Raw genomic sequence first — 23,521 nt, forward strand, 5'->3', positions numbered from 1 at the left:
GTCCGGAATCACGGAAACACTGAACACGGAGACCCCACATGACGTCCCCCACGCCTCAAGCCACCGGCAGCGCCGACCCGATTCGCGCCTACCTCGACCGTGGCATCAAGAACTACTGGTATCCCGTTGCGCCGAGCTGGCAAGTGGGCAACGCGCCCATCGGCATCACACGCCTTGGCGAGCAGATCGTGCTGTGGCGCGATCAGGACGGCCAGGTCCACGCGCTCGAAGACCGCTGCCCGCACCGCGGCGCACGCCTGTCGCTCGGCTGGAATCTCGGCAACCGCGTGGCGTGCTGGTATCACGGCATCGAAGTCGACGGCAGCGGCACTGTGCAGAACGTGCCTGCCGTTTCGGCCTGCCCGCTCGAAGGCACGAAGTGCGTGAAGTCGTATCCGGCGCAAGAGCACGCCGGCGCGGTTTTCCTCTGGTTCGGCGACGAGGCGCACAAGGAACCGGCGCCGCTGCAATTGCCCGAGGAGCTCGTGGGCGACGAATATGCGAGCTTCCTGTGCATGTCGAACTGGAAGTGCAATTACCAGTACGCCATCGACAACGTGATGGACCCGATGCACGGCGCCTATCTGCACGCGACCTCGCACTCGATGGCCGAAGGCGACAAGCAGGCCGACATGCGTGTGCGCAAGACCGAGAGCGGCCTGATGTTCGAGAAGGTCGGCCAGCGCGACGTGAACTTCGACTGGGTCGAGCTGGGCGAAACCGGCTGTCTGTGGATGCGCCTCGCGATTCCGTACAAGAAGAAGTTCGGCCCGGGCGGCAACTTCGGCATCATCGGCTTCGCAGTGCCTGTAGACGGTGACAACTGCCAGGTCTACTTCTGGCGCACCCGCAAGGTGCAGGGCTGGCAGCGCGACGCGTGGCGCTTCATGTACCGCAACCGCCTCGAAGGCCTGCATTGGGACGTGCTCGAGCAAGACCGCTACGTGCTGGAAAGCATGGCGCCGAATGCGCGCGATCACGAGTTCCTCTATCAGCACGACGTGGGCATGACGCGCGTGCGCCGCATGCTGCGCCAGCGCGCCCAGCAGCACTTCGCCGAGCTCGATGCGCTGCGCGCCCAGCAGGGCGAAGCCGCGCAAGCCGCAGGGCACAGCCATGCATGACGCCCAGCTTGTGGCGCAGGCAACGCTTGCCGGCCGTCGCGTGATCGTCACGGGCGGCGCGCGTGGACTGGGCGCGGCGTTCGTGAGCGCGCTGGCCACGGTCGGCGCACGCGTCACCTTCGGCGACGTACTGCACGAAGCGGGCGAGGCGCTGGCGAAGTCGCTGGCAGCCGAGGGCCACGACGTGGCGTTCGCGCCGCTCGATCTCGCTCAGCCCGAGAGCATTTCGGCATTCGTCGATGGCGCCGCGCAACGCATGGGCGGCGTGGATGCGCTCATCAACAACGCGGCCATCACGAACTCGGGCGGCAAGCTCGCGCAGGAGATCAGCGTGGCCACATGGGACGCCGTGATGGACGTGAACGTGCGCGGCACCTGGCTCATGTGCGCGGCGGCGCAGCGCTGGCTGCGCGAGTCGGGCCGTGGCGCCATCGTCAATATCGCTTCGGACACCGCACTATGGGGTGCGCCGAGGCTGCTCGCCTACGTAGCCAGCAAGGGCGCTGTGATTGCGATGACGCATTCGCTCGCACGCGAATTCGGCGCGGGCGGCATCACTGTCAACGCCATCGCGCCGGGTCTCACTGAAGTGGAGGCCACGGCCTACGTGCCCGCCGAACGCCACGCGTATTACCTCGAAGGGCGCGCATTGCGCCGTGCCCAGGTTCCCGAGGACGTCTCTGGCCCGGTGTTGTTCCTCTTGTCCGACGCGGCGCGCTTCGTGACCGGACAACTGCTGCCGGTGAACGGCGGCTTCGTGATGAATTGATTTCGTGGAATTGAACATGAGTTCTCAGGAACCCAAGGAGAAAACGATGGCCGATGCCGATATCGAGTGCAAGTCGTGGGACCGTCCCGCCGACGCGAGCTTTGACGACTGGATGAACAGCCGCGTGGCGCGCTACGAAACGCGCCGCTACGACTGGGACGCGCTGAAGTTTCAGGCCGACTACGACCCGAAGTACCGCCGCGCGCAGATGCGCTACGTGGGCACGGGCGGCACCGGCGTCGCGAAGGACACGAACACCGTGCCCGCGGGCGGCTTCACGTTCTCGACCATGGTGATCCCGGCCGGCAACATCGGCCCGAGCCACATCCATATGGATGTCGAGGAAATCTTCTTCGTGCTGCGCGGCAAGATGAAAGTTGTCTGCGAGAAAGACGGCGAAACGTGGGAAGCCGTGCTTGGCGAGCGTGACCTGATCTCGGTGCCGCCGGGCGTGTACCGCACGGAAATCAACATCGGCGAGGAAGACGCGCTGATGTGCGTGATGCTCGGATCTTCCAAGCCCGTCACGCCGACTTACCCGCCGGATTCGCCGCTCGCGAAGATCAAGCGCGAAGCGAAGTAAAGCAACGCAGTCAAGCCAGCCACCCACGACTCCGCAACGGACCACCCAGTCATGAACGAAGCGATCGACACCGCCGCCTCATCAGCCGCCGCGCTCGAAACGCGTCTCGCGCGCTTTGCGCTGCGCGAGGCCCGGGCCGGCGAGGCGCGCGTGAGCTATCGCGAGGCAGCCGGCGAGAGCGGTAATGAGGCACTACCGCTCGTGCTGCTGCATGGCATTGGTTCCGGAGCGGCTTCGTGGGTGCAGCAGTTCGAGGCACTGCGCAGTGCGCGCCGCGTGCTCGCGTGGGACGCGCCCGGTTACGGTGCTTCCACGCCGGTCGCGAGCGCGTCGCCCGTTGCCGCCGACTATGCGCGCGTGCTGGCCGACTGGCTCAACGCGCTCGGCATCGAGCGCTGCTTGCTGGTGGGGCATTCGCTTGGCGCGATCATCGCGGGTGCATTCGCTGCCGCCCAGCCGGCGCGGGTGAGCGGCTTGCTGCTGATCTCGCCCGCCGCTGGCTACGGCGCCGCCGATCCTGCAGTGCGCGAAGAAAAGCGCAATGCGCGCCTCGCGATGCTGGCCGAACTCGGCCCGCAAGGCCTGGCGGAAAAGCGCAGCGCGAACATGCTTTCGCCGCACGCCAGCGCCGACTCGCGCGCCTGGGTGCGCTGGAACATGTCGCGTGTCGTGCCGCACGGCTATGCGCAGGCCACGCATTTGCTCGCGAATGCCGATCTCGCTGCCGAGCTCGCGCGCTGCGTGGGCAAGGTGCCGATGGCCGTCGCCGTGGGCGCCGAAGACACGATCACCATGCCTGCGGCATGCGAGCGGCTTGCGCACATCGCGCAGGCGCCGTTCCAGACCGTGCCGCACGCGGGTCACGCAGGCTACATTGAACAGCCCGATGCATACAACGCGCTGATCGATGCTTTCTGTTCTGCATACTAAGTACTACGGAGCTTAAGGAATGACACCCGACGTCGCCAGCGCGTCCCCCGACGCCGACGCAGACCGCAACGACACGAGCTATCGCGTGCCAGGTCTGGAACGGGGCCTGCGCATTCTGACCGAATTCTCGCCGCGCGAGCCGGTGCTCGACGCGCCCGAATTGTCGCGGCGCCTCGGCATTCCGCGCACCACGGTGTTTCGTCTGTTGCAGACGCTCGAATCGCTCGGCTTTCTCGAGCGCGCCGACCGCGACCGCAACTACCGCCTGGGCGTGGCCGTGCTGCGCCTCGGCTTCGAATATCTGAGCTCGCTCGAGCTGACCGATCTCGGCCTGCCGCTGATCGAGGCGCTGCGCGACGCAACCGGCCTGACCACGCACATCGTGATCCGTGACGGACGCGACATTGTGTTCGTCGCCAAGGCGCAGAGCCACGCGCCCATTTTCAGCTCGGTGAAGGTGAACGTCGGCACGCGGTTGCCCGCGCACGCCACGACGCATGGCCAGGTGCTGATGGGCGATTTCACACTCGACGAATTGCGCGCGCTCTATCCGGAGCCGCGGCTCGAACGCTATACGCCCTCCACGCCGGAAACGGTCGAGGCGCTTTACGAACGCATTCGCGAAGACGCGGAGCGCGGCTACGCCGTGAGCGAATCGTCGTTCGAGCGCGGCATCTCGGTGGTCTCGGCGCCGGTGCGCAACGACACGGGCCGCATCGCCGCCGTGGTGACGACGACCATTCCACGCCCCGGCATCGACGCGCAACTGCTCGACAGCGGCCTGATCGACAAGGTGCGCCATGCGGCCGACGAACTCTCGAAGCGTTTGAATTATCGGCCGCAATTCAGGCCGGATATGCAGCAACAAGCGCAGCAACAAGCGAAGCAACAAGCGAAGCAACAAGCGGGTGCGCAGGCAGCCGGCAGGAAATCGCCTTACATGAAGGCATTGGGGATCAAATGATTGAACTCGACTTGAGCGGTCAGGTTGCGGTGGTGACGGGCGGGTCGTCCGGCATCGGCCTCGCCAGCGCCGAACTCTTTTTGCGCGCGGGCGCTTCGGTCGCGATCTGCGGCCGCGACAACGACCGCCTCGCACGCGCGGAGCGCGAATTGCGCGAGCGCCATCCGCAGGCACAACTGCTTGCCGTGCGCTGCGACGTGCTCGACGCCGACGACGTGGCGGCTTTTGCGGGCGCCGTCGAACAGCGCTTCGGCCGCGCCGACATGCTCGTGAACAACGCGGGCCAGGGCCGCGTCTCGACTTTCGCCGATACCACCGACGAAGCCTGGCGCGAAGAACTGGACCTCAAGTATTTCAGCATCATCCGTCCGACGCGCGCGTTCCTGCCGATGTTGCGTAGCGCCGCGAAAGGGGGCAATGCCGCGATCGTCTGCGTGAACTCGCTGCTCGCACTGCAGCCCGAGCCGCACATGGTGGCGACCTCGTCGGCGCGCGCGGGCGTGCTCAGCCTGATCAAGTCGCTCGCGGTGGAACTCGCGCCCGAGCATATTCGCGTGAACTCGATCCTGATCGGCATCGTGGAGTCGGGCCAGTGGCGCCGCCGCTACGAAAACGACACTCAAGCGCAGAGCGCTGGCCAGAGCTGGGAAGACTGGACACGCGAGCTCGCACGCAAGAAGCACATTCCGCTCGGCCGCTTCGGCCGCCCCGAAGAAGCCGCACAGGCACTGTTTTATCTGGCCACGTCCCTGTCGTCCTATACGACGGGCAGTCATATCGATGTATCTGGAGGCGTTGCACGTCATGTCTAATCAAACCACCGTCGGCGAACTGATCGCCGCCTTCCTCGAACAATGCGGAGTCCAAACCGCTTTCGGCGTGATCTCGATTCATAACATGCCGATTCTCGACGCCATCGGGCGGCGCGGCAATATCCGCTATGTGGGCGCGCGCGGCGAAGCGGGCGCGGTCAACATGGCGGACGGGCTCGCGCGCGTCTCGGGCGGTCTCGGCGTGGCGTTCACGAGCACGGGCACGGCGGCGGGCAACGCGGCGGGCGCGATGGTCGAAGCCCTCACGGCCGGCACGGCGCTGCTGCACATCACCGGCCAGATCGAAACCGAATACCTCGATCAGGACCTCGCCTATATTCACGAGGCACCCGATCAACTGTCGATGCTCCAGTCGATCTCGAAGGCTGCGTTCCGCGTGCGCTCGGTCGAGACCGCGCTGCCGACGATCCGCGAAGCGGTGCGCGTCGCGCAAACCGCGCCGAGCGGCCCGGTGAGCGTGGAGATTCCCATCGACATTCAGGCCGCGCTGACCGACTGGCCCGTCGATCTGAGCGCGCCGCATCTCACGACCCTCACGCACGACGAAGCGCGCGTGGAGCAGCTCGCGAACGAACTCGCGAAGGCGAAGCGTCCGCTGCTGTGGCTCGGCGGCGGCACGCGCCATGCGCGCGCGGCGGTGGAGCGTCTCGTCGCGCTCGGCTTTGGCGTGGTGACGAGCGTGCAGGGCCGCGGCGTGCTGCCCGAAGATCATCCGGCCACGCTGGGCGCGTTCAACGTGAGCCCCTCGGTCGAGCGCTTCTACAAGACCTGCGACGCGATGCTCGTGGTGGGCTCGCGCCTGCGCGGCAATGAAACGCTCAAGTACAAGCTTGGGCTGCCGCAGCCGCTCTATCGTGTCGACGCCGACGCGCTCGCCGACAACCGCGGTTATCGCAATGCGCTGTTCGTGCACGGAGACGCCGCGCGCGTGCTCGACGCACTCGCCACGCGCCTCGAAAACCGCATCAAGGTCGATCCGCAATTCGCCGCCGATCTGGCCGAGGCGCGCGAGATCGCCGTGTCGGAAACGGCCAGGGGCCTCGGCCCGTATCGCCGCCTCGTGGAGTCGCTGCAACATGCCGTGGGCCGCGACTACAACTGGGTGCGCGACGTCACGATCTCGAACAGCACGTGGGGCAACCGTCTCCTGAAGATCTTCTCGCCGCGTGCGGGCGTGCATGCGCTCGGCGGCGGCATCGGCCAGGGCATGCAGATGGCGATTGGCGCGGCGCTCGCGAACGCGGCGGCGAAGACCGTGTGCCTCGTCGGCGACGGCGGCCTGATGGTCAACGTGGGCGAGCTCGCGACGGCCGTGCAGGAGAAGGCCAACGTCATGATCGTGCTGATGAACGACCAGTGCTATGGCGTGATCCGCAACATTCAGGACGCGCAGTACGGCGGCCGCCGCATGTTCGTCGATCTGCATCAGCCGGAGTTCTCGCAGTTCTGCGCAAGCCTCGGCCTCAAGCACTATCGCCTCTCGTCGCTCGACGACGCGGACGCCGTGATCGGCGAAAGCATTGCGTTCGACGGCCCGGTGCTGCTCGAAGTGGACATGAAATCCGTGGGCAGCTTCGAGACCGCATTCGCCGGCCCGCCGGTGCGCAAAGAGGAGCCCCAACATGCGTAACAGCCAGGCTAACCACCAGGCTAACCACCAGGCGGACCCCATGCCCCACGCACCTATCGACATCGCGATGATCGGCTTCGGCGCGATCGGGCAGACCGTGTATCGCGCGGTCGCGGCGGACCCGCTCGTGCACGTCTCGCACGTGATCGTGCCCGAGCAACACGCCGCTGCCGTGCGTGAGCAGGTGGACGGCGCGGTGGAAGTGGTCTCGTCGGTGCACGCGCTTTCGACCAAGCCGCAGTTTGCGCTCGAATGCGCGGGCCACGCGGCGCTCATCGCTCACGTCGTGCCGCTCCTGCAAAGCGGCACCGATTGCGCGGTGGCCTCGATCGGCGCGCTCTCCGACGTCGACCTGCTCGAGCGCCTCTCGCTCGCCGCCGACGAAGGCGACGCCACGGTCACGCTGCTCTCCGGCGCGATTGGCGGTATCGACGCGCTTTCGGCGGCGAAGCTCGGCGGCCTCGACGAAGTGCTGTACACGGGCCGCAAGCCGCCGCTCGGCTGGCTCGATACGCCGGCGGAAAAGGTCTGCGATCTGCGCACGCTCACGAAGGAGCGGGTGATCTTCGAAGGCAGTGCGCGCGAAGCGGCGCGGCTCTTTCCGAAGAACGCGAACGTGGCGGCCACCATCGCGCTGGCGGGCCTCGGCCTCGACCAGACGAAGGTGCGCCTGATCGCCGACCCGGCCGTCGAGCGCAACGTCCACCGCATCGTCGCGCGCGGCATGTTCGGCGAGATGTCGCTGGAGATGTGCGGCAAGCCGCTGCCCGATAACCCGAAGACCTCGGCGCTCACGGCGTACAGCGCGATTCGCGCACTGCGCAACCGGGCCGCGCGCTGCGTGATCTGACGAAGCGATTTTGAAGCGATGGCCGGCAGTGCATATGCATAGGCACTGCCGGCACTGAAACAAAGAGACCTCTGACATGACTGCATTCGACACGAGCCTCGTTCCGAACGGCGATATTCTGATTGGCGGCGAGTGGCGCCAGGGACGCGCCGCGCCTTTTGCGAGCCTTTATCCCGCCGACCAGTCGGTGAACATGGAGGTCTCGACGGCGAGCGCCGAAGACGCCAGCGAGGCGGTCGAGAAGGCGCACGCGGCCTGGAAGCAGGGCGAATGGGCCGGCATGAAGCCGCATCTGCGCGCGCTCGTGCTCTACCGCATCGCGGAGCTCATCATGCAACGGCACGAAGCGCTCGCGCAACTGCAGTGCCGCGACAACGGCAAGCCCATCAGCGAGACGCGCGTGCTGGTGGCAAGCGCCGCCAACACGTTCCGCTACTTCGCGGCCTGCCTCGAAACGCTCGACGACGAGCTCACGCCGCCGCGCGGCGACTACCTGACGATGAGCGTGCACGAGCCGATTGGCGTGGTGGCGGCCATCACGCCGTGGAATTCGCCGATCGCCTCGGACGCGCAGAAGCTCGCGCCCGCACTCGCGGCCGGCAATGCGGTCGTGCTCAAGCCCGCCGAAGTCACGCCGCTCGTCTCGCTCGCGCTAGCGCGCATCTGCGAGGAAGCGGGCGTGCCCAAGGGCATCCTGAGCGTGCTGCCCGGCAAGGGCTCGGTGATCGGCGACGTGCTGGTGCGCCATCCGCTCGTGAAGAAGGTCTCGTTCACGGGGGGCACTGAAGTGGGGCGCGGTATCGCCCGCATCGCGGCGGAAAAGCTCATGCCCGTGTCGCTTGAACTGGGCGGCAAGTCGCCGATCATCGTGTTCGAAGACGCGGATCTCGATCACGCCGTGAACGGCGTGCTGTACGGCATCTTTAGCTCGTCGGGCGAGGCGTGCATTGCCGGATCGCGCCTCTTTGCGCAGCGTTCGATCTACGACACCTTCATGAAGCGCCTCGTGGAAGGCGCGCGCAAGCTGCGCGTGGGCGACCCGTCGCGCGAGAACACGCAGATGGGTCCGCTCATCACGGCGAAGCACCGCGAGTCGGTCGAGCGCTACGTGGCGATCGGGCTGGAAGAGGGCGGCCGCCTCCTGTGCGGAGGCGAGCGCCCCGTGGGCGACGAGCGCGAGAACGGCTTCTTCTATCAGCCGACCATTCTGGAAGGACTCCAGAACAGTGCGCGCATCTGCCAGGAAGAGATCTTCGGCCCGGTGCTGGTGGCCATGCCCTTCGACGACGAAGCCGCGCTGATCGAGCAAGCGAACGACAGCGTGTTCGGCCTTGCCGCCGGCATCTGGACGCGCGACTACAAGCGCGCGTGGCGCGTGGCCCGCAGGCTCGAAGCGGGCACGGTCTGGATCAATACGTACAAGCTGTTCTCGATCTCCACACCGTTCTCGGGCTGGAAGGAGAGCGGCATGGGCCGCGAGAAAGGGCGGCTCGGCATTCGCGAATACATGCAGCAGAAGAGCCTCTACTGGGGCTTGAACGACGCACCGCTGCCGTGGGCCAATGCCTGACGAAAATTTGGAGTGGCAAATGACGATTCTTGGCATCGAACAGATTACCTACGGCGTGACCGACCTCGAAACCTGCCGGCGCTTTTTTGCCGACTGGGGTTTGACGGAGACCTCGCACGACGAAACGCGTGCGCGTTTTGAAACGCTCAACGGTTGCACCGTGCTCGTGGCCGACGCGAACGACGCAACGTTGCCCGCCGCGTTCGAAGCGGGCCCGACGCTGCGCGAAGTGACGTGGGGCGTGGCCACGCGCGAAGAACTGGACGCGCTGCGTGAGCGCCTGAAGGACCAGCCGGGCTATTACAGCGAGCCGGAAGCGGTGGGTTGCTTCGACCCCGCAGGCATGGCGATTCGCCTGGAAGTCACGCGCCGGCGCGAGATCGACGTGAAGGGCTCGCCCTCGAACGTGTGGGGCCAGACGCTGCGCGTGGATACGCCGTCGCCTGTCTATGAGCGCGCGCAACCGGTGGAGGTGGGCCACGTGGTGTTCTTCACAAACTGCCTCGCGGAGCAGGAGAAGTTCTATCACGAGCTGCTCGGCTTCGAGACTTCGGACCGCTATCCGAATCGTGGCGCCTTCATGCGCTGCGCGCCGCACGGCGGCCACCACGACCTGTTCCTGCTCGCGCTGCCCGACGGCAAGAAGGGCCTCAACCACGTGGCATTCACGGTGCGCGACATCCACGAGGTGTTCGGCGGTGGCCTGCATATCAGCCGTTGTGGCTGGACCACGCAGCTGGGCCCGGGCCGGCATCCGGTTTCCTCGGCGTACTTCTGGTACTTCAAGAATCCGGCGGGCGGCTTGATCGAGTATTACGCCGACGAAGACGTGCTCACGCCGGAATGGCAGCCGCGCGAGTTCGAGCCGGGCCCGACCGTGTTCGCGGAGTGGGCGATTGACGGCGGCCTCGACGGCAACACGCGCCGCCAGAAGAACGCGCAAGCGCCGCAGGGCAAGTTCATGACGGAGCGTAAGCAATGAGCGCCGCAACGGAACACAGCATCGAGAACAGCACAGAGCAGGCGCCGCGCACCGTCGTGGTGATTGGCGGCGGCCAGGCCGCGGGCTGGGTCGTGAAGACGCTGCGCAAGGAAGGCTACACGGGCCGTCTCGTGATGATCGCGGATGAAGTGCACCTGCCCTACGAACGTCCGCCGCTCTCGAAGGCCGTTTTGGCGGGCGAAGCCGATATTGAAACGGTGCGCATCGCCAAGCCGGATGAATTCGCAGCCCTGAATGTCGAAGCCTGGCAACCCGACTGCGCGACGGCCATCGACCGTGCGGCGCGCGTCGTCACCACGCGCTCGGGCCGCGAAGTGAAGTACGACCGCCTCGTGATCGCCACGGGCGGCGCGGCGCGCAAGCTGCCCGCGAACATCGCGAAAAGCGCGCACGTGACCTATCTGCGCACGCTCGACGAGGCGATGGCGCTGGGCGAGCGGCTGCGCAGCAGCCAGCGCGTGCTGGTGGTGGGCGGCGGCTGGATCGGGCTTGAAGTGGCGGCGACCGCGCGCAAGCTCGGCGTGGCAGCCACCGTGGTGGAGGGCGCAGCGCGTCTGTGCGCGCGCTCGCTGCCGCAGGACGTCTCGGACTTCTTGCTCGAATTGCACCGCGCGAATGGCGTGGACGTGCGGCTGAACGCGGCGCTCGTCTCGCTCGAAGACTGCGAGCAAGGCGGCGTGCGCGCGACCTTCGCGGACGGCAGCACGCTCGACGCCGATTTCGCCGTGGCCGGCATCGGTCTCGCGCCGCATACGGCGCTTGCCGAGGCCGCGGGCCTCGCCGTGGAAGACGGCATTGTCGTGGACGAGTTCGGCGAAACTTCGGACGCCTGCGTATTTGCCTGCGGCGACGTGGCGAACCATCCGAACGCATGGCTCAAGCGCCGCGTGCGGCTGGAGTCGTGGGCCAATGCACAGAATCAGGCCATTGCCGTGGCCAAGGCCGTGCTGGGCGTGAAGACGCCTTATGCGGAAATCCCGTGGTTCTGGTCCGATCAGTACGACGTGAACCTGCAGATTCTCGGCGACATTCCGGCCGGCGTCGCACCGGCGCTGCGCGGCAGCCTCGAGGAAAAGCGCGCGACGCTCTTCTTCGTGGAACAAGGGCATCTGCGGGGCGTCATCGCGATCAACTCGGCGCGTGAGCTCAAGCTCGCGCGCAAATGGATGAGCCAGGGGCGCGCGGTCGACATCGCGGCGCTCACGGACACGAGCAAGGCCCTCGCATAAGGCCCGAGACAACACGGAGACGGGACCACAGGCATGAGAACTTTCGATACCACCATCGGCAATTGCGGCGACGCCCCGCTCGCCGAGACGTTCAGTGGGCCACACACGCGCGGATCGATCATCGCGCGGCTCGAGCGGCTGCCGACCAACGCCATGCAGGTGCGCGCGCGCCTCCTGATCGGACTCGCCACCTTCTTTGACGGTTTCGACGTGATCGCGATTGCCGCGACATTGCCGATTCTCATCCAGAAGTGGCATCTCACGCCGTGGGAGATCGGCTTTCTGATCGCCTCGGGTTCGGTCGGCCAGCTGTTTGGCGCCTTCCTGTTTCCGTGGCTTGCCGAGCGTCACGGACGCGTGCGCGCGATTGCGTGGAGCTCGGGCATCATCGGCCTGACGAGCATTGCTTGCGGCTTCGCGCCGACCTTCCTCGTGTTTGCCGCGCTGCGTGTGGTGCAGGGTTTTGGGCTGGGTGGCGAGTTGCCTGTGGCCGCGACGTATATCAACGAGGTGAGCCGCGCTCATGGCCGTGGGCGCTTCGTTCTCCTCTATGAGATTGTGTTCCCGGTTGGGTTGCTGGCTTCGAACGCGCTGGGGGCGTGGATTGTGCCGCGCTTTGGCTGGCAGGCCATGTATTTCATTGGTGCGCTGCCGCTCGTGCTGTTCTTCGTGTTGCGCAAGCTCGTGCCGGAGTCGCCGCGCTGGCTCGCCGAACGCGAGCGCCTGCAGGAGGCCGCCGATGCCGTGAGCGCGTTCGAGCGCACCGCGAAGGGGCCGCTTGATCCGGTCACCAACGCTGGCGATTTCGATGCGCTCGTGAAGCGCCATCCGAAGCGGCATGTGAAGGATCTGTTTGGGCCGGCGTATCTCAAGCGCACGCTTGCGGTGGCTATGTTGTGGATGACCTGCGGGTTCATTCAGTATGGGCTTTCTACGTGGTTGCCTACGATTTATCGCAATGTCTATCATGCGCCGCTGCAACTTGCGCTTAACCTTGCGGTGGCCGCTTCGGTGCTTGGTGTGCTAGGTTCGCTTACCTGCGCGTTGCTGGTGGATAAGGTGGGCCGCAAGTCCATCATCAACGTCTCGTTTGTGCTGTGTGCTGTGTCGCTCGCGATGGCCGGTATCTGCCATGGTATGTCGGTTTATGTGGTGGCTACGTTCTGTGCGCTGTCGCTTGGGTTGCTTGCATGTGGGTTCATTACTGCCTATGTTTATACGCCTGAGCTTTACCCTACGAGCATTCGGGCGTTCGGTTGTGGTATGGGCGGTGCGTGGCTGAAAGTGGCGGCGATCTTCGCGCCCACTATTGTTTCGAAGACGATGATCGGCGGTAATCTCGATGTGGCGTTTTATATTCTTGCCGCCGTGCCGTTTCTCGCTGCGGTGACGGTGCATTTTCTTGGTATCGAGACGAAAGGTAAGGTGCTGGAGCAGTTGGAAGCCTGAGTGTGTGGTGAAGATTTTGAGGGGCTTTGGGTGCGTTGGCCTTTCCTTGTATTCGCGGCGGGCCGCATGCGTTGCCCCTGTGCGGGGCGGCACCTACTTTTCTTTGCAGCGGCAAAGAAAAGTAGGCAAAAGAAAGCCGCTCAAACCGCCAGTGTGACGCAGTGGACCACTAACCTTTAATCGGAGTGGCTCCGGGGCGTCTGTCATCACTCGCCGTCACCCGGAGTGACAAAGGGCTCATCCATCCGGCGGCGCTCTGCGCGCCGTGGGGCATAACCAATACCGACGGGACGCACGCACATTCGTAGGATTCCAACTTATTCGGCGGCGTCACTCCCGCTATTCGCCTGGCAGAAAGCTCGGTTTTCCTTGCAGACCTTTCCGCCCGCGCGTAGCGCGCGGCGGGAAGGATGAGTCCTTTGTCACTAACGCGGAGTGTGCGGGGTGACAGATGCTCCGGAGCCGCTCCGATTGACAGGGCAGTGGTGGACGGCGTCACACTGGCGGTGTGAGCCGCTTTCTTTTGCCTACTTTTCTTTGCGGCTGCAAAGAAAAGTAGGTGCCGCCCCGCACAGGGGCAACACAAATATACCTACATGAAAGCAAGGAAAGGCCAACACCCCAAGCGCCGCGCCCGCTACGGCAGTAGATCTCACTCGAAGCACACCAACGCGCCAGGAACCCCAACACACCTATCCAGGCAGCCAGCAATCCCGAACACCCACCAATCTTTTAATCAACCACATTTTAAATAGACAAACTAAAAAATCTGCAGAACGCCCCCAACGTGATCCCAGCACGAATAAATCGCATCGACCGCTGCTCAATCCATCGCACATCCAGATAGATACCAACACGCTTGGATACCCACGAATTCTGTGCTATTAAAATAAAAAGCAAACCAAAAATTCGATTCCACTGTTTTCCGTTTTCAGCCGGGGCCAATAAGCAAGATTCGAAAGCGGAGGCAGCCATGAACGAACTCAGTGGCTTTCTTCTTTCATTGCATGGCGCGGCACGCGAAGTGCCTTTCGATGCCTTTCAGGAGCATGCGCTCAAGCTGCTCAAGGCGCTCGTGCCGTTCGACGCGGCACGCTGGGGCACGGCGCGCCACGACGCGCGCGGCGTGGCCTATCACGCGCCCTATCTCTACAATGACTCGCCCGAGTCGCTCAAGGATTACGAAGCCGTTCGCGAACACGATTGCGCCGCCGCGTGGTGCCTCGCGCATCTCGGCACCGTGGCCAACCTTCCCCTTTCCGTGGTCTATGCGCACCAGCGCAGTCCGGGCCTCTTGAACTACGTGCACCGCTACCGCCATATGCACGGGCTGATCATTGGCTGCAAATCCGGCGAGGACGGCCTGCGGCAGGCCATCTCGCTGTATGGCGCATACGAGGACAAACCGTTCAACGAGTCGCAGCGCAGGACACTCGAACTCGTGTTTCCGCATCTGATGGAGGCCTTGCAGACGAGCCTCGTGTTTCAGATGGAACGGAACAGGCCGCACCGCGGCGATGCAGCGTGGTCGATGGCGGTTTGCGATGTGGGCGGCGATTTCCTGTTCGTCGAGCCAGACTTCCGCAATCTGCTGCGCGAGGAATGGCCATCCCTCGCGCATCGTGCTTTACCGGCGAATCTCACGCGGCTCGCGGGCAACGGTGGTCGGTCGAGCTTTCAGGGGCGAGCCGCGCTGTTCTTCACCGAAGTGGTGCGCGACGCGGTGTTCGTTCGCGCTCGTGCGCGCGTGCCGGTGGATACGCTTTCACCTCGCGAACTCGAAGTTGCAAAGCTCGTGACCGTGGGCCTCACGCACAAGGAAATCGCGCGGTCGCTGGCCATCGCGCCCGCTACGGTTCGCAATCATCTGCAGGCAATACACGAGCGTGCCGGCGTGCATTCAAATGCCGAGCTCGTGCAGCAGCTCAGGCGCGCGGGGCACTAGATCGATTTCCACCAGCGCGAAGCCGGTGCTTCGAGATGCACGAAGTGGCCGGTGTCGAGCTCGACGTATTGCGCGCGCGGAAAGAGCTGCATCCACGTGTGGCGCTCCGCGTCCAGATCGATGAGCGGATCCTCGCGGCCAAACACGAGCTGCACCTTTTGCACGCCCGCCACGGGCTCGAGAGGCGGCAGCGGATCGGCCCAGAAGTCGCGCACGATCACCTCGAACGCGCTGGGGTCCACCAGGTTCTGGCGTGCGAGCAGATCCAGATACCAGCGCCGGCGCGTGTTTGCACCCGCACCCCAGTAAAGCTCGAAGAGGTTTGCAAAGCTTGTGACCTGAGCCGCAAGCCGCGCGAAACGCGCGTAGTCGCTGGTCGCCTTGAATTCCGCGAGCGCGGCGAGCAGCGGCTCGGAGGCAGGCGAGAGCGTCAACAGCCGCGTGGCGAGCCGCACGAAGGCGTCGCCGATGTCGTAGACGGGCGCGAGCAGCCACAGCTTGCCGACGTGCGCAGGCACGCGCGCGATGAGCCGCAGCGCGAGATGTGCGCCGAACGAATGCGCGAGCAGATCGATCGGCCCCCCCGTAGTGTCGGCGAGCATGCGGATCTCGTCTTCCGCCGCTTCAACGAGCGCACCAAACGGCCGGGCGAACAGCACGACCGAGCGCGGTTGGTCCCACCAGTGGATCGGCAGCGTGTGTCCGTAGAGATCGCGTTCGGCGATCGACGAGAGTCCCGGGCCGCCGTGCAGGAACAGCGTGGACAGGGGAGAGTTCATGTTCGCTGGGCTTGATGTGGGGGAGTTGCCCGCCGTCTGGGGCAGGCGGGCTTTGCGCGTGGCGGTGTGGCCGTTCGAAGGTCGAGTTACTGAACGTCGACGACGCCGTGGTGATCGCCGCACAGGCAGTTCGTACCCGGCTCGAGGCTCTGGTCGTGCAGATGGCAGGTCCAGCCGTGCGTCATGCGGCAGATTTTGTTGCCGCCGGCAGCCTGGGGCGCGGGCGCGGCGGTCGTCGCGGGTGCAGCTTCGGTTTGTGCAGTCACCGCGGCTGCGGGTGATGCGGGATTGTCCTCGGCCAACGCTGTCGAAGAGAGAACGAAGGCGACAAGGAGGGCAGTCGGCATCTTCATGTGCATCTCCAGATAAGACGAAAGGCGTCGTACGCGGCGGCTTTGCAGGTACGAGGCCGGACATCGCTCAGCGCGATGGTGTGACGTTGTTATGTCTGCCGCTTGTCTCGTGTTCGTCGTTCAACAAGGATCGAATTGCGGTGTTTGCCGCGGTGTTTGGCGTGTTATTGCCCGTATTCGGGATCCTGTTGCAGAGATGGTGCGGGGTCCAGGCATCGCAGGCAATGATGCAATTGCATCATGCTCCGCGAGGGTGGGCGCATCGGCGCGGCGTGCCTTGAGCCCCCGGGAGGTCCATGCCCGATCGCTAGCTGCGTGCCACCAGCGCTTCCTTCACGCACTCGATGAACTGGAGCGCGGCGGGTGTGAGTTGACTGCCGCGGCGCTGGATCACGCAAATCTGCATGACCGGCAGCGCGTCGTCGAGATCGAGCCGGCGAATGCCCGCGCGCTTGAATATGTCGTCGGCGAGCGGCTCGACGAAAAAGCCCACCACGTCCATTTGCGCGACGAGCGCGAGCGCCGCGGTGATCGAATCGCCGTGAATCACGCGCGTGGGCACCGGCAGCCCGAGCGACGCAAACAGGCGCAGCGTCGACGAGGTCGGGCCGTCGTCGCCGGGCAACGCCCATTCCGCGTCGAGGAAGTCGCGAATCTTGCGCCGGTTGCGCAATGGGTGCCGGTTGCGCACGCCCAGCACGAGTTGCACCGGCGCGAGCGGCACGCAGACGAAGTCCTCGCCGAGCGCCTGCGGGTCGATGTGCGTGATCGCGAAGTCGACCTGCGCTTCGTGCAGCCGCGCGATGGGCGGCACCGGCGCTTCATATGTCGTCAGCTTCTATATGCCGACCTACGCGATCCGCGAGTTCGGGATGAGCCCGGCGTTTGCACTGTCCGCCGCCGCGCTGACTGGTGCGCTGACGCTCGTCATTGCGCCGTGGGTCGGCCGCTGGTCCGACCGCATCGGACGCAAGCCGCTCATTCTGTTCGGCGCGTGGCGCTCGTGCTGTTCATCTACCCGGCGTTCGCCTGGCTGAAGGCGTCGCCCACGCCGGCGGTGCTGTTCACGATCATAGGTGTACTAACTGTGATTCTCGCGATTCAGGCCGTGCCGAGCATCACGATCTTGCCCGAGATGTTTCCCGAAGACGTGCGCGCAACCGGCATGTCGCTTGTCTACAGCATCGGCGTGGCGGTGTTCGGCGGCTTCGCGCCGTTCATCAGCACCTGGCTCGTGAAGGCGAGCGGCGACAAGCTAGCGCCCGCCTGGTATCTGATCTTGACCGCGCTGGTGTCGCTGCTCGGGCTGCCGTACCTGAAGGACCGCACCGGCGAGAACATGGATTCGGCCGCCGAATCCAGCATCCCCTCCTGTTCGAAGATCTGAGCCATGCCATGAATCGCACTTCCGTTATCCCCCATTTTTCCGGCAGCTACGTCGAGGCGCGCCAGCAGTTCCTCGATGCCGCCGCGTGCCGCCGCGCCACCACGCGAACGTTCGTGCTGCCGCATTACACCGGTGCGTTCGGCGAGCGATTGTCGATCGACACTGCCTCGCTCGGCGCCGCCGACGCTGACCGCATGCTGATACTGAGTTCGGGCACGCATGGGCCGGAGGGCTTCTGCGCTCCGGCTGCCAGGTGGCGATGCTGCACGACGACGACCTGATGGCGCGGCTCGGCAAGTCCGGCGTTGCGCTGCTGCTGATCCACGCGGTCAATCCGTACGGGTTCTCGCATCTGCAGCGCACCAACCAGGACAACGTCGATTTGAACCGCAACCATATCGACTTCGACGCGCGGTTGCCCGCAAACGACGCCTATGCGGACATCGAACCGCTCGTGCTGCCCGACGCGTGGCCGCCTTCACCGGAGAACGAGCGGGCGCTCGGCGAGTACATCGAGGGCCATGGCATGCCCGCGTATCACCGCGCGCTGAGCAGCGGGCAGTACGCGTTGCCGGGCGGCATGTTCTACGGCGGCCGCGCGCCCACCTGGAACAACCGCACAGTGCGCACGATCCTGCGCCCGCACGCGGCCCGCATGAAACATGTCGCATGGATCGACGCGCATACGGGCCTTGGGCCGCGCGGCCACGGCGAGAAGATCTACGCGGGCCGCAACGTGAGCGCCGATCTCGCACGCGCCCGCTCATGGTGGGGCGCAGACGTGTTTGCGCCGTTCGATGACGAATCGGAGTCGCCGGTTGTATCGGGACCGGTCGCCTCGATCGCCTATGACGAGTGCACGGACACGGCACTCGGCCTGATCGCGCTCGAATTCGGAACCTTGCCCTTCGACGAGATGATCTACCGCCTGCGTGCACGGCACTGGCTGGTCCGGCATCCGGATGCGCCGGCCGCGCAGCGGCACGCCATCCTTCGCCAGATTCGCGACGCGTTCTATTGCGACCACGACGAATGGAAGGGGGCGGTCTGGGCGCAAACACGGGTGGCGTTGGTGCAGGCGCTTACGGGGCTCGCGATCGCCTGACTGGAGCAGAAGGCACCGAGCCACGAGTTGGAAGCAGCGCGCAACGGGTTACGAATGTTTTCTATTTAGTTAGGAATTCATATTAATAACCCGGTGCGAAATTGTGTTGACGAAGCTAAAAAAGTTACGCACCAACACAGCGTGACGAGAATAATTTCAAATTTGGAGACGTGATGAAATTCAGATTTGCGGTCGTATCTGGCCTGATGACGGCATTTTACATGAGTGCGCATGCACAGAGTTCCGTCACGCTGTACGGCACGATCGACGACGGCGTGAACTATGTGAGCAACGAGGGTGGCGGCAAGGCCGTCCAGATTCGAGGACGTCGCACAGACGCTCAATACGCCATATCTCGGTCAGGCGGTCTTCGACAACTACGAGGCGAACGTTCAGTATCAGTTCACGCCGGCGTTCAATGTGGGTCTTGGCTACACGTACACCGACGCGCCGCGCGCGAAGTATCAGCAGGTCAACCTGGGCGCGCAGTACTACCTTTCGAAGCGGACCACACTGTATGTGATCGGCGTCTACCAGTACGCGTCCGGCATCGATTCGTACGGAGCGCCGGCGGTCGCGCAAATCAACGAGGTGGCGCCGTCATCGACGCCGAATCAGTTGCTTGCGCGCGCAGGTTTGCTATTCAAGTTCCAGGTTACACGGCGAGCGCGGCGGTCTCTTGCTTGGCCGTTGCGATGGCGCCGTTGCGCGCCTCCTCGCCCATCGCTACACCTTCGGCGCGGATGAAGGTGATGTCGGTGATACCCAGGAAGCCGAACGCCGCCTTCAGATAGGTTTCCTGATGATCGAATGCAGCGGCGGGCGCGCCGCTGCTGTACACGCCGCCGCGCGACGAGGCGATGACCAGCTTCTTGCCGCCGGCCAGGCCGACCGGGCCTTGCTCGGTGTAGCGGAACGTCTTCCCGGCGATGGAGATGCGGTCGATCCAGGCCTTCAGCTGCGAGGGGATGCCAAAGTTGTACATCGGCGCGCCGATGACCACGATGTCGGCGGCCAGGAATTCTTCGAGCGCGGCCAGCCCGATGGCGACGTCGGCCTTCAATGCATCGTCGACCGGCGCGCCTTGCGCGGCCGCGAGGTGCGCGCCCGTGAGGTGGCCGATGGGCGTGGCGGCCAGGTCCAGCCGCGTGACCGTAAGGTCGGATTGGCGGCCCTGGAAGGTCGCGACGACATCCGCCGACAAATCGCGGCTAACCGAGCCGGCGCCGAGGATGCTGGAATCTACGTGCAGCAGTTTCATGAAATTTCTCTCCGAAGTGGCAGACGATGTGTTTGCCGGTTAGCTGCACGATAGGCCTCGAATGGCCATCGGAATAGCCTGTTTTTTTCGATGGGACCCATCGCTGCGGGAGATGGAATTGGGCCGAAACCCTCAGGGGCGAATGGCGGCAATTTTCACCTGTGCGTGGCAGATCGCGGCGTTGCGGGTGCTGGCTCCGAGCGCGAGGCCCTCCGCGCGGACCACCGTCACGTCGCGTAACCCGAGGAACGCAAACACACCCTTCAGAAAGCGCTCGTGGTGTTCGAGCGCCGCCGTTGAGGTGTCGGCCACGTAGACGTTGCCGCGTGTCGAAGCGATGATGATCTTTTTGCCGGGTGGAAGCAATGTCCGGACCGCGCCGGTATCGTCATAGGTGAAGGTTTCTCCAGCTATGACGATGCGGTCAATCCATGCCTTCAACTGGGACGGAACCGTCAGGTTGTACATCGGTGCGCCGATGACGATGATATCGGCCTCGAACAGTTCATCCAGATACTCCTGGCCGAGTTCGAGATCGCTGCAGAGTTCGGCGCCTTCGAGCGCTTCGCCGGCCCACGCGGCCATGTGCGCGGCTGAAAAGTGCAACGCGCAATCGCACGCAAGGTCCCGGTACACCACGTCGAGAGCGGGGTGCAGTCTCCGTTGTTGTTCGACGATTTTTGAGGAGAGCAAACGGCTGACCGAACGGGCTCCGAGAATACTGGAATCGATGTGCAGCAACTTCATTGCGAACGTCTCCGATAAACGCGGGGGACTCGCGGCATCACGGCTTCGGCGCGGCTCCTTCGAATGCGCGTTGCAACAACGCGCGAATCGCGTCACGTTTCAGTGGCAGGGGGTTCCAGTAAGCATTGCTGCACGCGAGGTCGGTGGCGCGGTCCAACTGGTCCTCGCGCATGCCGATGTCCTTCAGCGCAATGGGCGCGCCGTTTGCACGTGCGAGTTCGTACAGACCTTGTGCCGCGTTTTCATGCCCAACGGCCTTCGCGATGCGCTTCATCGCTTCCGGTGCAGCCTCGGCGTTGTACGCCAGCGCATGTGGGAGCACGATAGTGTGCGTTGGCGCGTGCGGCAGATCGAAACTGCCGCCCAGCGTATGGCATAGCTTGTGATGCAACGCCATGCCGACGCTGCCGAGCACGGCGCCGCACAGCCAGGAGCCGTAGAAGGCGTCGGCGCGCGCGGCCGGATCGTCGGGTCTCGCGACGATATTGGGCAAGCTGCGCGCGAGCGCTGCGATACCGTCCTCGGCCATCAGGCTCGTCAGCGGATTGGCGTCGCGTGCATACAGGCCCTCCGCCGCGTGCGCGATGGCGTTGATGCCGCTCGTGACCGACATGGCAACCGGCAGGGTCAGCGTGAGGTCCGGATCGTAGATGACCGTCTTCGGCAAGACGCGAATATCGGTTCCGGTCCGCTTCTGGCCCGCCTCGGTCAGCCCGTAGATGGGCGTCATTTCGCTTCCGGCATAAGTGGTGGGCATCGCGAGAACCGGCAGGCTCGATTCGAGCGCAATGGCCTTGGCGAGCCCGATTGCCGAACCGCCGCCCACCGCGACGATGCAATCGGCCCCCAACGAACTGGCTGCCGCCCGTGCTTCGAGCGCAAGCTCGACCGGCACATGCATGGCGGCGCGATCGAAAAGACCTGCGCAGCGACTAGCCAATTGCGTGGCCACCGATGCGCCGAGTGCATGCTGCTCCGGGCTGCACAGGACCAATGCACGTTGCGCGCCCAGCGCCAGCAATTCGTGTTCGAGATGAATGCGTGATCCGCTGCCAAACACGACACGCGTCGCGCGACCGTTAAAAACGAAGTCAGATGTGGGCACGATGGAGCTCGAAGTTCGGTTGATCGGGAAACGCGGCGGCGTCATGCCGTCTGCGCGACCGGATTGAGGACGAAGTCATAGTCGAGCGTGTAATAAGGCGTGTCCATCCGCGAGCCATCGGGCGCCACGCCCGGAGCGTGTTCGACCCAGTCCGCCACCAGCGTCGAGCGCACGCCAAAGACGGCGTCCGAATCGAGGTACTGGTCCTCGTTGCGGAAGACATGCGTGATCAGGGGCTCGTAGCCGGCCGCGTTGATCCAGAAATGCAGATGTGCGGGACGCCACGGATGCCGTCCGAGCGCTTCGAGCATCTTGCCCACCGGGCCATCGTGCGGGATGGGATACGCCTCCGGGAGAATCGAGCGAAAGTGAAAGCGGCCGTCGGCCAGCGTGTGCAGGCGGGCACGGGCCCGAAATTCCATTTCCTCTTGCTGTGGATCGGCATATTGGACGTCGTAGTAGCCGTCTTCGTCCGATTGCCAGATCTCGAGCGCCGCGCCCGACACGGGTTCGCCGTGCAGGCCGCGCACGTGCCCGGAGACAAAGCACGGCAGACCGGCCGCGCCATTGGAGACGTCCTCGCCATTCTGGTACTCGGGCGCGCCTTCCACAAAGAACGGCCCCAGCACCGTGGCCTCCGTGCATTCGGGCGGCTTGCGGTTGTTCTGCGTCGTGGTCAGCATCGAGAGGCCGAGCGTATCCGAAAGAAGTATGAACTCCTGACGTTTGTCATCGGTGATATGACCGACGTCGGTCAGGAACTGGATCGCGTAGCGCCACTCGTCCTCGGTCAGTTCGATGTCGCGTGCGAAGGAGTGCAGATGCTGCACGAGACTGGTCATGACGGTGCGCAGCCTGGGATTCTTGCAGCCACTCATGGCTGCCAGCACGGCCTGGGTGATGGTGTCTTCGCTGATATTGCGCATTGCTGCCTCCACGTTTCTCTTTGCCGGCTTCATGGTTGAGCGGTCATGCCCGCACTCTAGCGGCGTTCGTGAAGGAAAAATATGCGTGAGCGCGAAAACAAATTTCCAGTAGGTGGAAAAATGATGGATGGAGCCGCTAAACGCTAACAGGATGACTTTGGTTTGATTCTTCCACCACGTGAAGGACAGTTCTTCCGCGAGGCTATTTCTCTTCGCACGAGAAGGGCCTATCGTGGATCTAAATTGCACGAACGGAAAATATAGTGCGAAGGGGTCGCTGGCGGGGGAGAAATCTTCTGCCTATGCGTTCGTTTTGAGTTTATTTACAAAGGCATAAGCATGATCAGGCATATCGTGATGTGGCGTGTCGCGGGTCAAACCGCAGAGGAGCGCCGTGAGACGGCCTCGTACGTCAAGAAGGAGTTCGAAAGTCTTCGGGGTGTGATTCCCGGTATGTTGACGCTTGACGTGGGCACCGACGTCAGCGCAGTCGATTACGCGTGCGACGTGGTTCTGGTCGCAGATTTCGAGTCGAGTGCAGCACTCGAGGCTTATGCCAAGCACCCGGAGCATCTTCGGGTTCGTGAGGCGCTTGCCGGTATGCGGGAAGCGCGTCACCAGGTTGATTATTATCTCCATTAGGGATGGCGGTGGGATTGCGACGCTTGCTAAGCGGCGCGCTCGGTGCTTGCAGCCTGTGCTGCGGTGGCATGCGTCACGTTAGTGAGTGTTTTGAAAGTGTGATTTCTTGGTTTTGGTGTGGTTCTTGGTGGTGTTGGCCTTTCCTTGTTTTCATGTAGGTATATTGGTGTTGCCCCTGTGCGGGGCGGCACCTACTTTTCTTTGCAGCCGCAAAGAAAAGTAGGCAAAAGAAAGCGGCTCACACCGCCAGTGTGACGCCGTCCACCACCGCCCTGTCAATCGGAGCGGCTCCGGAGCATCCGTCACCCCGCACACTCCGCGTTAGTGACAAAGGACT

24 protein-coding genes and 1 pseudogene are annotated in these 23,521 nt (G+C 64.3%); 18 read left to right on the forward strand and 7 right to left on the reverse strand.

Annotated elements, in window-relative coordinates:
* Positions 1-38 precede the first annotated feature (38 nt).
* The 13 genes from EYW47_RS35060 to EYW47_RS35120 all read left to right on the forward strand — a co-directional run bounded on the left by EYW47_RS35060 (position 39) and on the right by EYW47_RS35120 (position 14,879).
* On the forward strand, positions 39-1,124 hold the full coding sequence (locus tag EYW47_RS35060; RefSeq protein WP_133199396.1) for an aromatic ring-hydroxylating dioxygenase subunit alpha: 1,086 nt from the start codon (positions 39-41) through the stop codon (positions 1,122-1,124).
* Positions 1,117-1,893, forward strand: a complete 777-nt coding sequence (locus EYW47_RS35065) for an SDR family oxidoreductase (RefSeq protein ID WP_133199397.1) — start codon at positions 1,117-1,119, stop codon at positions 1,891-1,893. The genes EYW47_RS35060 and EYW47_RS35065 overlap by 8 nt, the downstream gene beginning before the upstream one ends.
* Before the next feature lie 46 nt (positions 1,894-1,939).
* On the forward strand, positions 1,940-2,476 hold the full coding sequence (locus tag EYW47_RS35070; RefSeq protein WP_133199422.1) for a cupin domain-containing protein: 537 nt from the start codon (positions 1,940-1,942) through the stop codon (positions 2,474-2,476).
* A 51-nt stretch (positions 2,477-2,527) separates the two neighbouring features.
* Positions 2,528-3,406, forward strand: coding sequence for an alpha/beta fold hydrolase (locus EYW47_RS35075; protein ID WP_133199398.1), 879 nt, complete (start codon positions 2,528-2,530; stop codon positions 3,404-3,406).
* Positions 3,407-3,425: 19 nt separating this feature from the next.
* On the forward strand, positions 3,426-4,370 hold the full coding sequence (locus EYW47_RS35080; protein WP_133199399.1) for an IclR family transcriptional regulator: 945 nt from the start codon (positions 3,426-3,428) through the stop codon (positions 4,368-4,370).
* Positions 4,367-5,182 (forward strand): SDR family oxidoreductase, encoded by an 816-nt coding sequence (locus EYW47_RS35085; protein ID WP_133199400.1) that lies wholly within the window; start codon positions 4,367-4,369, stop codon positions 5,180-5,182. The genes EYW47_RS35080 and EYW47_RS35085 overlap by 4 nt, the downstream gene beginning before the upstream one ends.
* Complete coding sequence (locus tag EYW47_RS35090) at positions 5,175-6,833, forward strand: thiamine pyrophosphate-binding protein (protein ID WP_133199401.1); 1,659 nt, start codon at positions 5,175-5,177, stop codon at positions 6,831-6,833. Before EYW47_RS35085 ends, EYW47_RS35090 begins: the two co-directional genes overlap by 8 nt.
* On the forward strand, positions 6,826-7,683 hold the full coding sequence (locus EYW47_RS35095) for an aspartate dehydrogenase (RefSeq protein ID WP_377785331.1): 858 nt from the start codon (positions 6,826-6,828) through the stop codon (positions 7,681-7,683). The genes EYW47_RS35090 and EYW47_RS35095 overlap by 8 nt, the downstream gene beginning before the upstream one ends.
* Positions 7,684-7,759: 76 nt before the next feature.
* Positions 7,760-9,253 (forward strand): aldehyde dehydrogenase, encoded by a 1,494-nt coding sequence (locus EYW47_RS35100; RefSeq protein WP_133199403.1) that lies wholly within the window; start codon positions 7,760-7,762, stop codon positions 9,251-9,253.
* Positions 9,254-9,272: 19 nt separating this feature from the next.
* Positions 9,273-10,235 (forward strand): VOC family protein, encoded by a 963-nt coding sequence (locus tag EYW47_RS35105; protein WP_133199404.1) that lies wholly within the window; start codon positions 9,273-9,275, stop codon positions 10,233-10,235.
* A complete protein-coding gene (locus tag EYW47_RS35110; RefSeq protein WP_133199405.1) occupies positions 10,232-11,485 on the forward strand; it encodes an NAD(P)/FAD-dependent oxidoreductase in 1,254 nt (417 codons plus the stop codon). Before EYW47_RS35105 ends, EYW47_RS35110 begins: the two co-directional genes overlap by 4 nt.
* 33 nt (positions 11,486-11,518) lie before the next feature.
* Complete coding sequence (locus EYW47_RS35115) at positions 11,519-12,934, forward strand: MFS transporter (RefSeq protein ID WP_133199406.1); 1,416 nt, start codon at positions 11,519-11,521, stop codon at positions 12,932-12,934.
* Between the two features lie 973 nt (positions 12,935-13,907).
* Positions 13,908-14,879: a helix-turn-helix transcriptional regulator gene (locus tag EYW47_RS35120; protein ID WP_133199407.1), complete on the forward strand. Its 972-nt coding sequence runs from the start codon at positions 13,908-13,910 to the stop codon at positions 14,877-14,879.
* Here the strand turns inward: EYW47_RS35120 and EYW47_RS35125 are convergent.
* The 3 genes from EYW47_RS35125 to EYW47_RS35130 form a co-directional block, all read right to left on the reverse strand.
* Positions 14,876-15,658, reverse strand: coding sequence for an alpha/beta fold hydrolase (locus EYW47_RS35125; protein WP_165976764.1), 783 nt, complete (start codon positions 15,656-15,658; stop codon positions 14,876-14,878). The genes EYW47_RS35120 and EYW47_RS35125 overlap by 4 nt on opposite strands.
* A gap of 86 nt (positions 15,659-15,744) precedes the next feature.
* Positions 15,745-16,011: a hypothetical protein gene (locus EYW47_RS41135; RefSeq protein WP_165976765.1), complete on the reverse strand. Its 267-nt coding sequence runs from the start codon at positions 16,009-16,011 to the stop codon at positions 15,745-15,747.
* A 307-nt stretch (positions 16,012-16,318) separates the two neighbouring features.
* Positions 16,319-16,825, reverse strand: a complete 507-nt coding sequence (locus EYW47_RS35130) for a LysR substrate-binding domain-containing protein (protein ID WP_240764050.1) — start codon at positions 16,823-16,825, stop codon at positions 16,319-16,321.
* Here EYW47_RS35130 and EYW47_RS41140 point away from each other — a divergent pair.
* From EYW47_RS41140 to EYW47_RS35145, 4 genes and pseudogenes are all read left to right on the forward strand, one after another.
* Positions 16,815-17,048 (forward strand): MFS transporter, encoded by a 234-nt coding sequence (locus EYW47_RS41140; RefSeq protein ID WP_165976766.1) that lies wholly within the window; start codon positions 16,815-16,817, stop codon positions 17,046-17,048. The two genes, EYW47_RS35130 and EYW47_RS41140, sit on opposite strands and share 11 nt — an antisense overlap.
* The gene (locus EYW47_RS41145; protein WP_165976767.1) at positions 17,015-17,398 is read left to right on the forward strand and encodes an MFS transporter; all 384 of its coding nucleotides are present in this window, start codon (positions 17,015-17,017) and stop codon (positions 17,396-17,398) included. Before EYW47_RS41140 ends, EYW47_RS41145 begins: the two co-directional genes overlap by 34 nt.
* Before the next feature lie 8 nt (positions 17,399-17,406).
* A pseudogene (locus EYW47_RS35140) lies at positions 17,407-18,503 on the forward strand (M14 family metallopeptidase).
* Between the two features lie 297 nt (positions 18,504-18,800).
* The gene (locus EYW47_RS35145; protein ID WP_133199410.1) at positions 18,801-19,250 is read left to right on the forward strand and encodes a porin; all 450 of its coding nucleotides are present in this window, start codon (positions 18,801-18,803) and stop codon (positions 19,248-19,250) included.
* On the opposite strand, the gene EYW47_RS35150 is transcribed toward EYW47_RS35145, so the two are convergent.
* From EYW47_RS35150 to EYW47_RS35165, 4 genes are all read right to left on the reverse strand, one after another.
* Positions 19,159-19,764, reverse strand: a complete 606-nt coding sequence (locus tag EYW47_RS35150) for an FMN-dependent NADH-azoreductase (RefSeq protein WP_133199411.1) — start codon at positions 19,762-19,764, stop codon at positions 19,159-19,161. The genes EYW47_RS35145 and EYW47_RS35150 overlap by 92 nt on opposite strands.
* A 132-nt stretch (positions 19,765-19,896) precedes the next feature.
* On the reverse strand, positions 19,897-20,511 hold the full coding sequence (locus EYW47_RS35155) for an FMN-dependent NADH-azoreductase (RefSeq protein WP_133199412.1): 615 nt from the start codon (positions 20,509-20,511) through the stop codon (positions 19,897-19,899).
* A gap of 37 nt (positions 20,512-20,548) precedes the next feature.
* Positions 20,549-21,616: a maleylacetate reductase gene (locus tag EYW47_RS35160; RefSeq protein WP_133199413.1), complete on the reverse strand. Its 1,068-nt coding sequence runs from the start codon at positions 21,614-21,616 to the stop codon at positions 20,549-20,551.
* A gap of 41 nt (positions 21,617-21,657) precedes the next feature.
* On the reverse strand, positions 21,658-22,542 hold the full coding sequence (locus tag EYW47_RS35165; protein WP_133199414.1) for an intradiol ring-cleavage dioxygenase: 885 nt from the start codon (positions 22,540-22,542) through the stop codon (positions 21,658-21,660).
* Between the two features lie 339 nt (positions 22,543-22,881).
* On the opposite strand from EYW47_RS35165, the gene EYW47_RS35170 reads away from it, so the two are divergent.
* On the forward strand, positions 22,882-23,184 hold the full coding sequence (locus EYW47_RS35170) for a Dabb family protein (protein ID WP_133199415.1): 303 nt from the start codon (positions 22,882-22,884) through the stop codon (positions 23,182-23,184).
* Positions 23,185-23,521: the final 337 nt, after the last annotated feature.

Origin of the sequence: Paraburkholderia silviterrae (assembly GCF_004353915.1) — a bacterium.
Taxonomy (GTDB): Bacteria; Pseudomonadota; Gammaproteobacteria; order Burkholderiales; family Burkholderiaceae; genus Paraburkholderia; species Paraburkholderia silviterrae.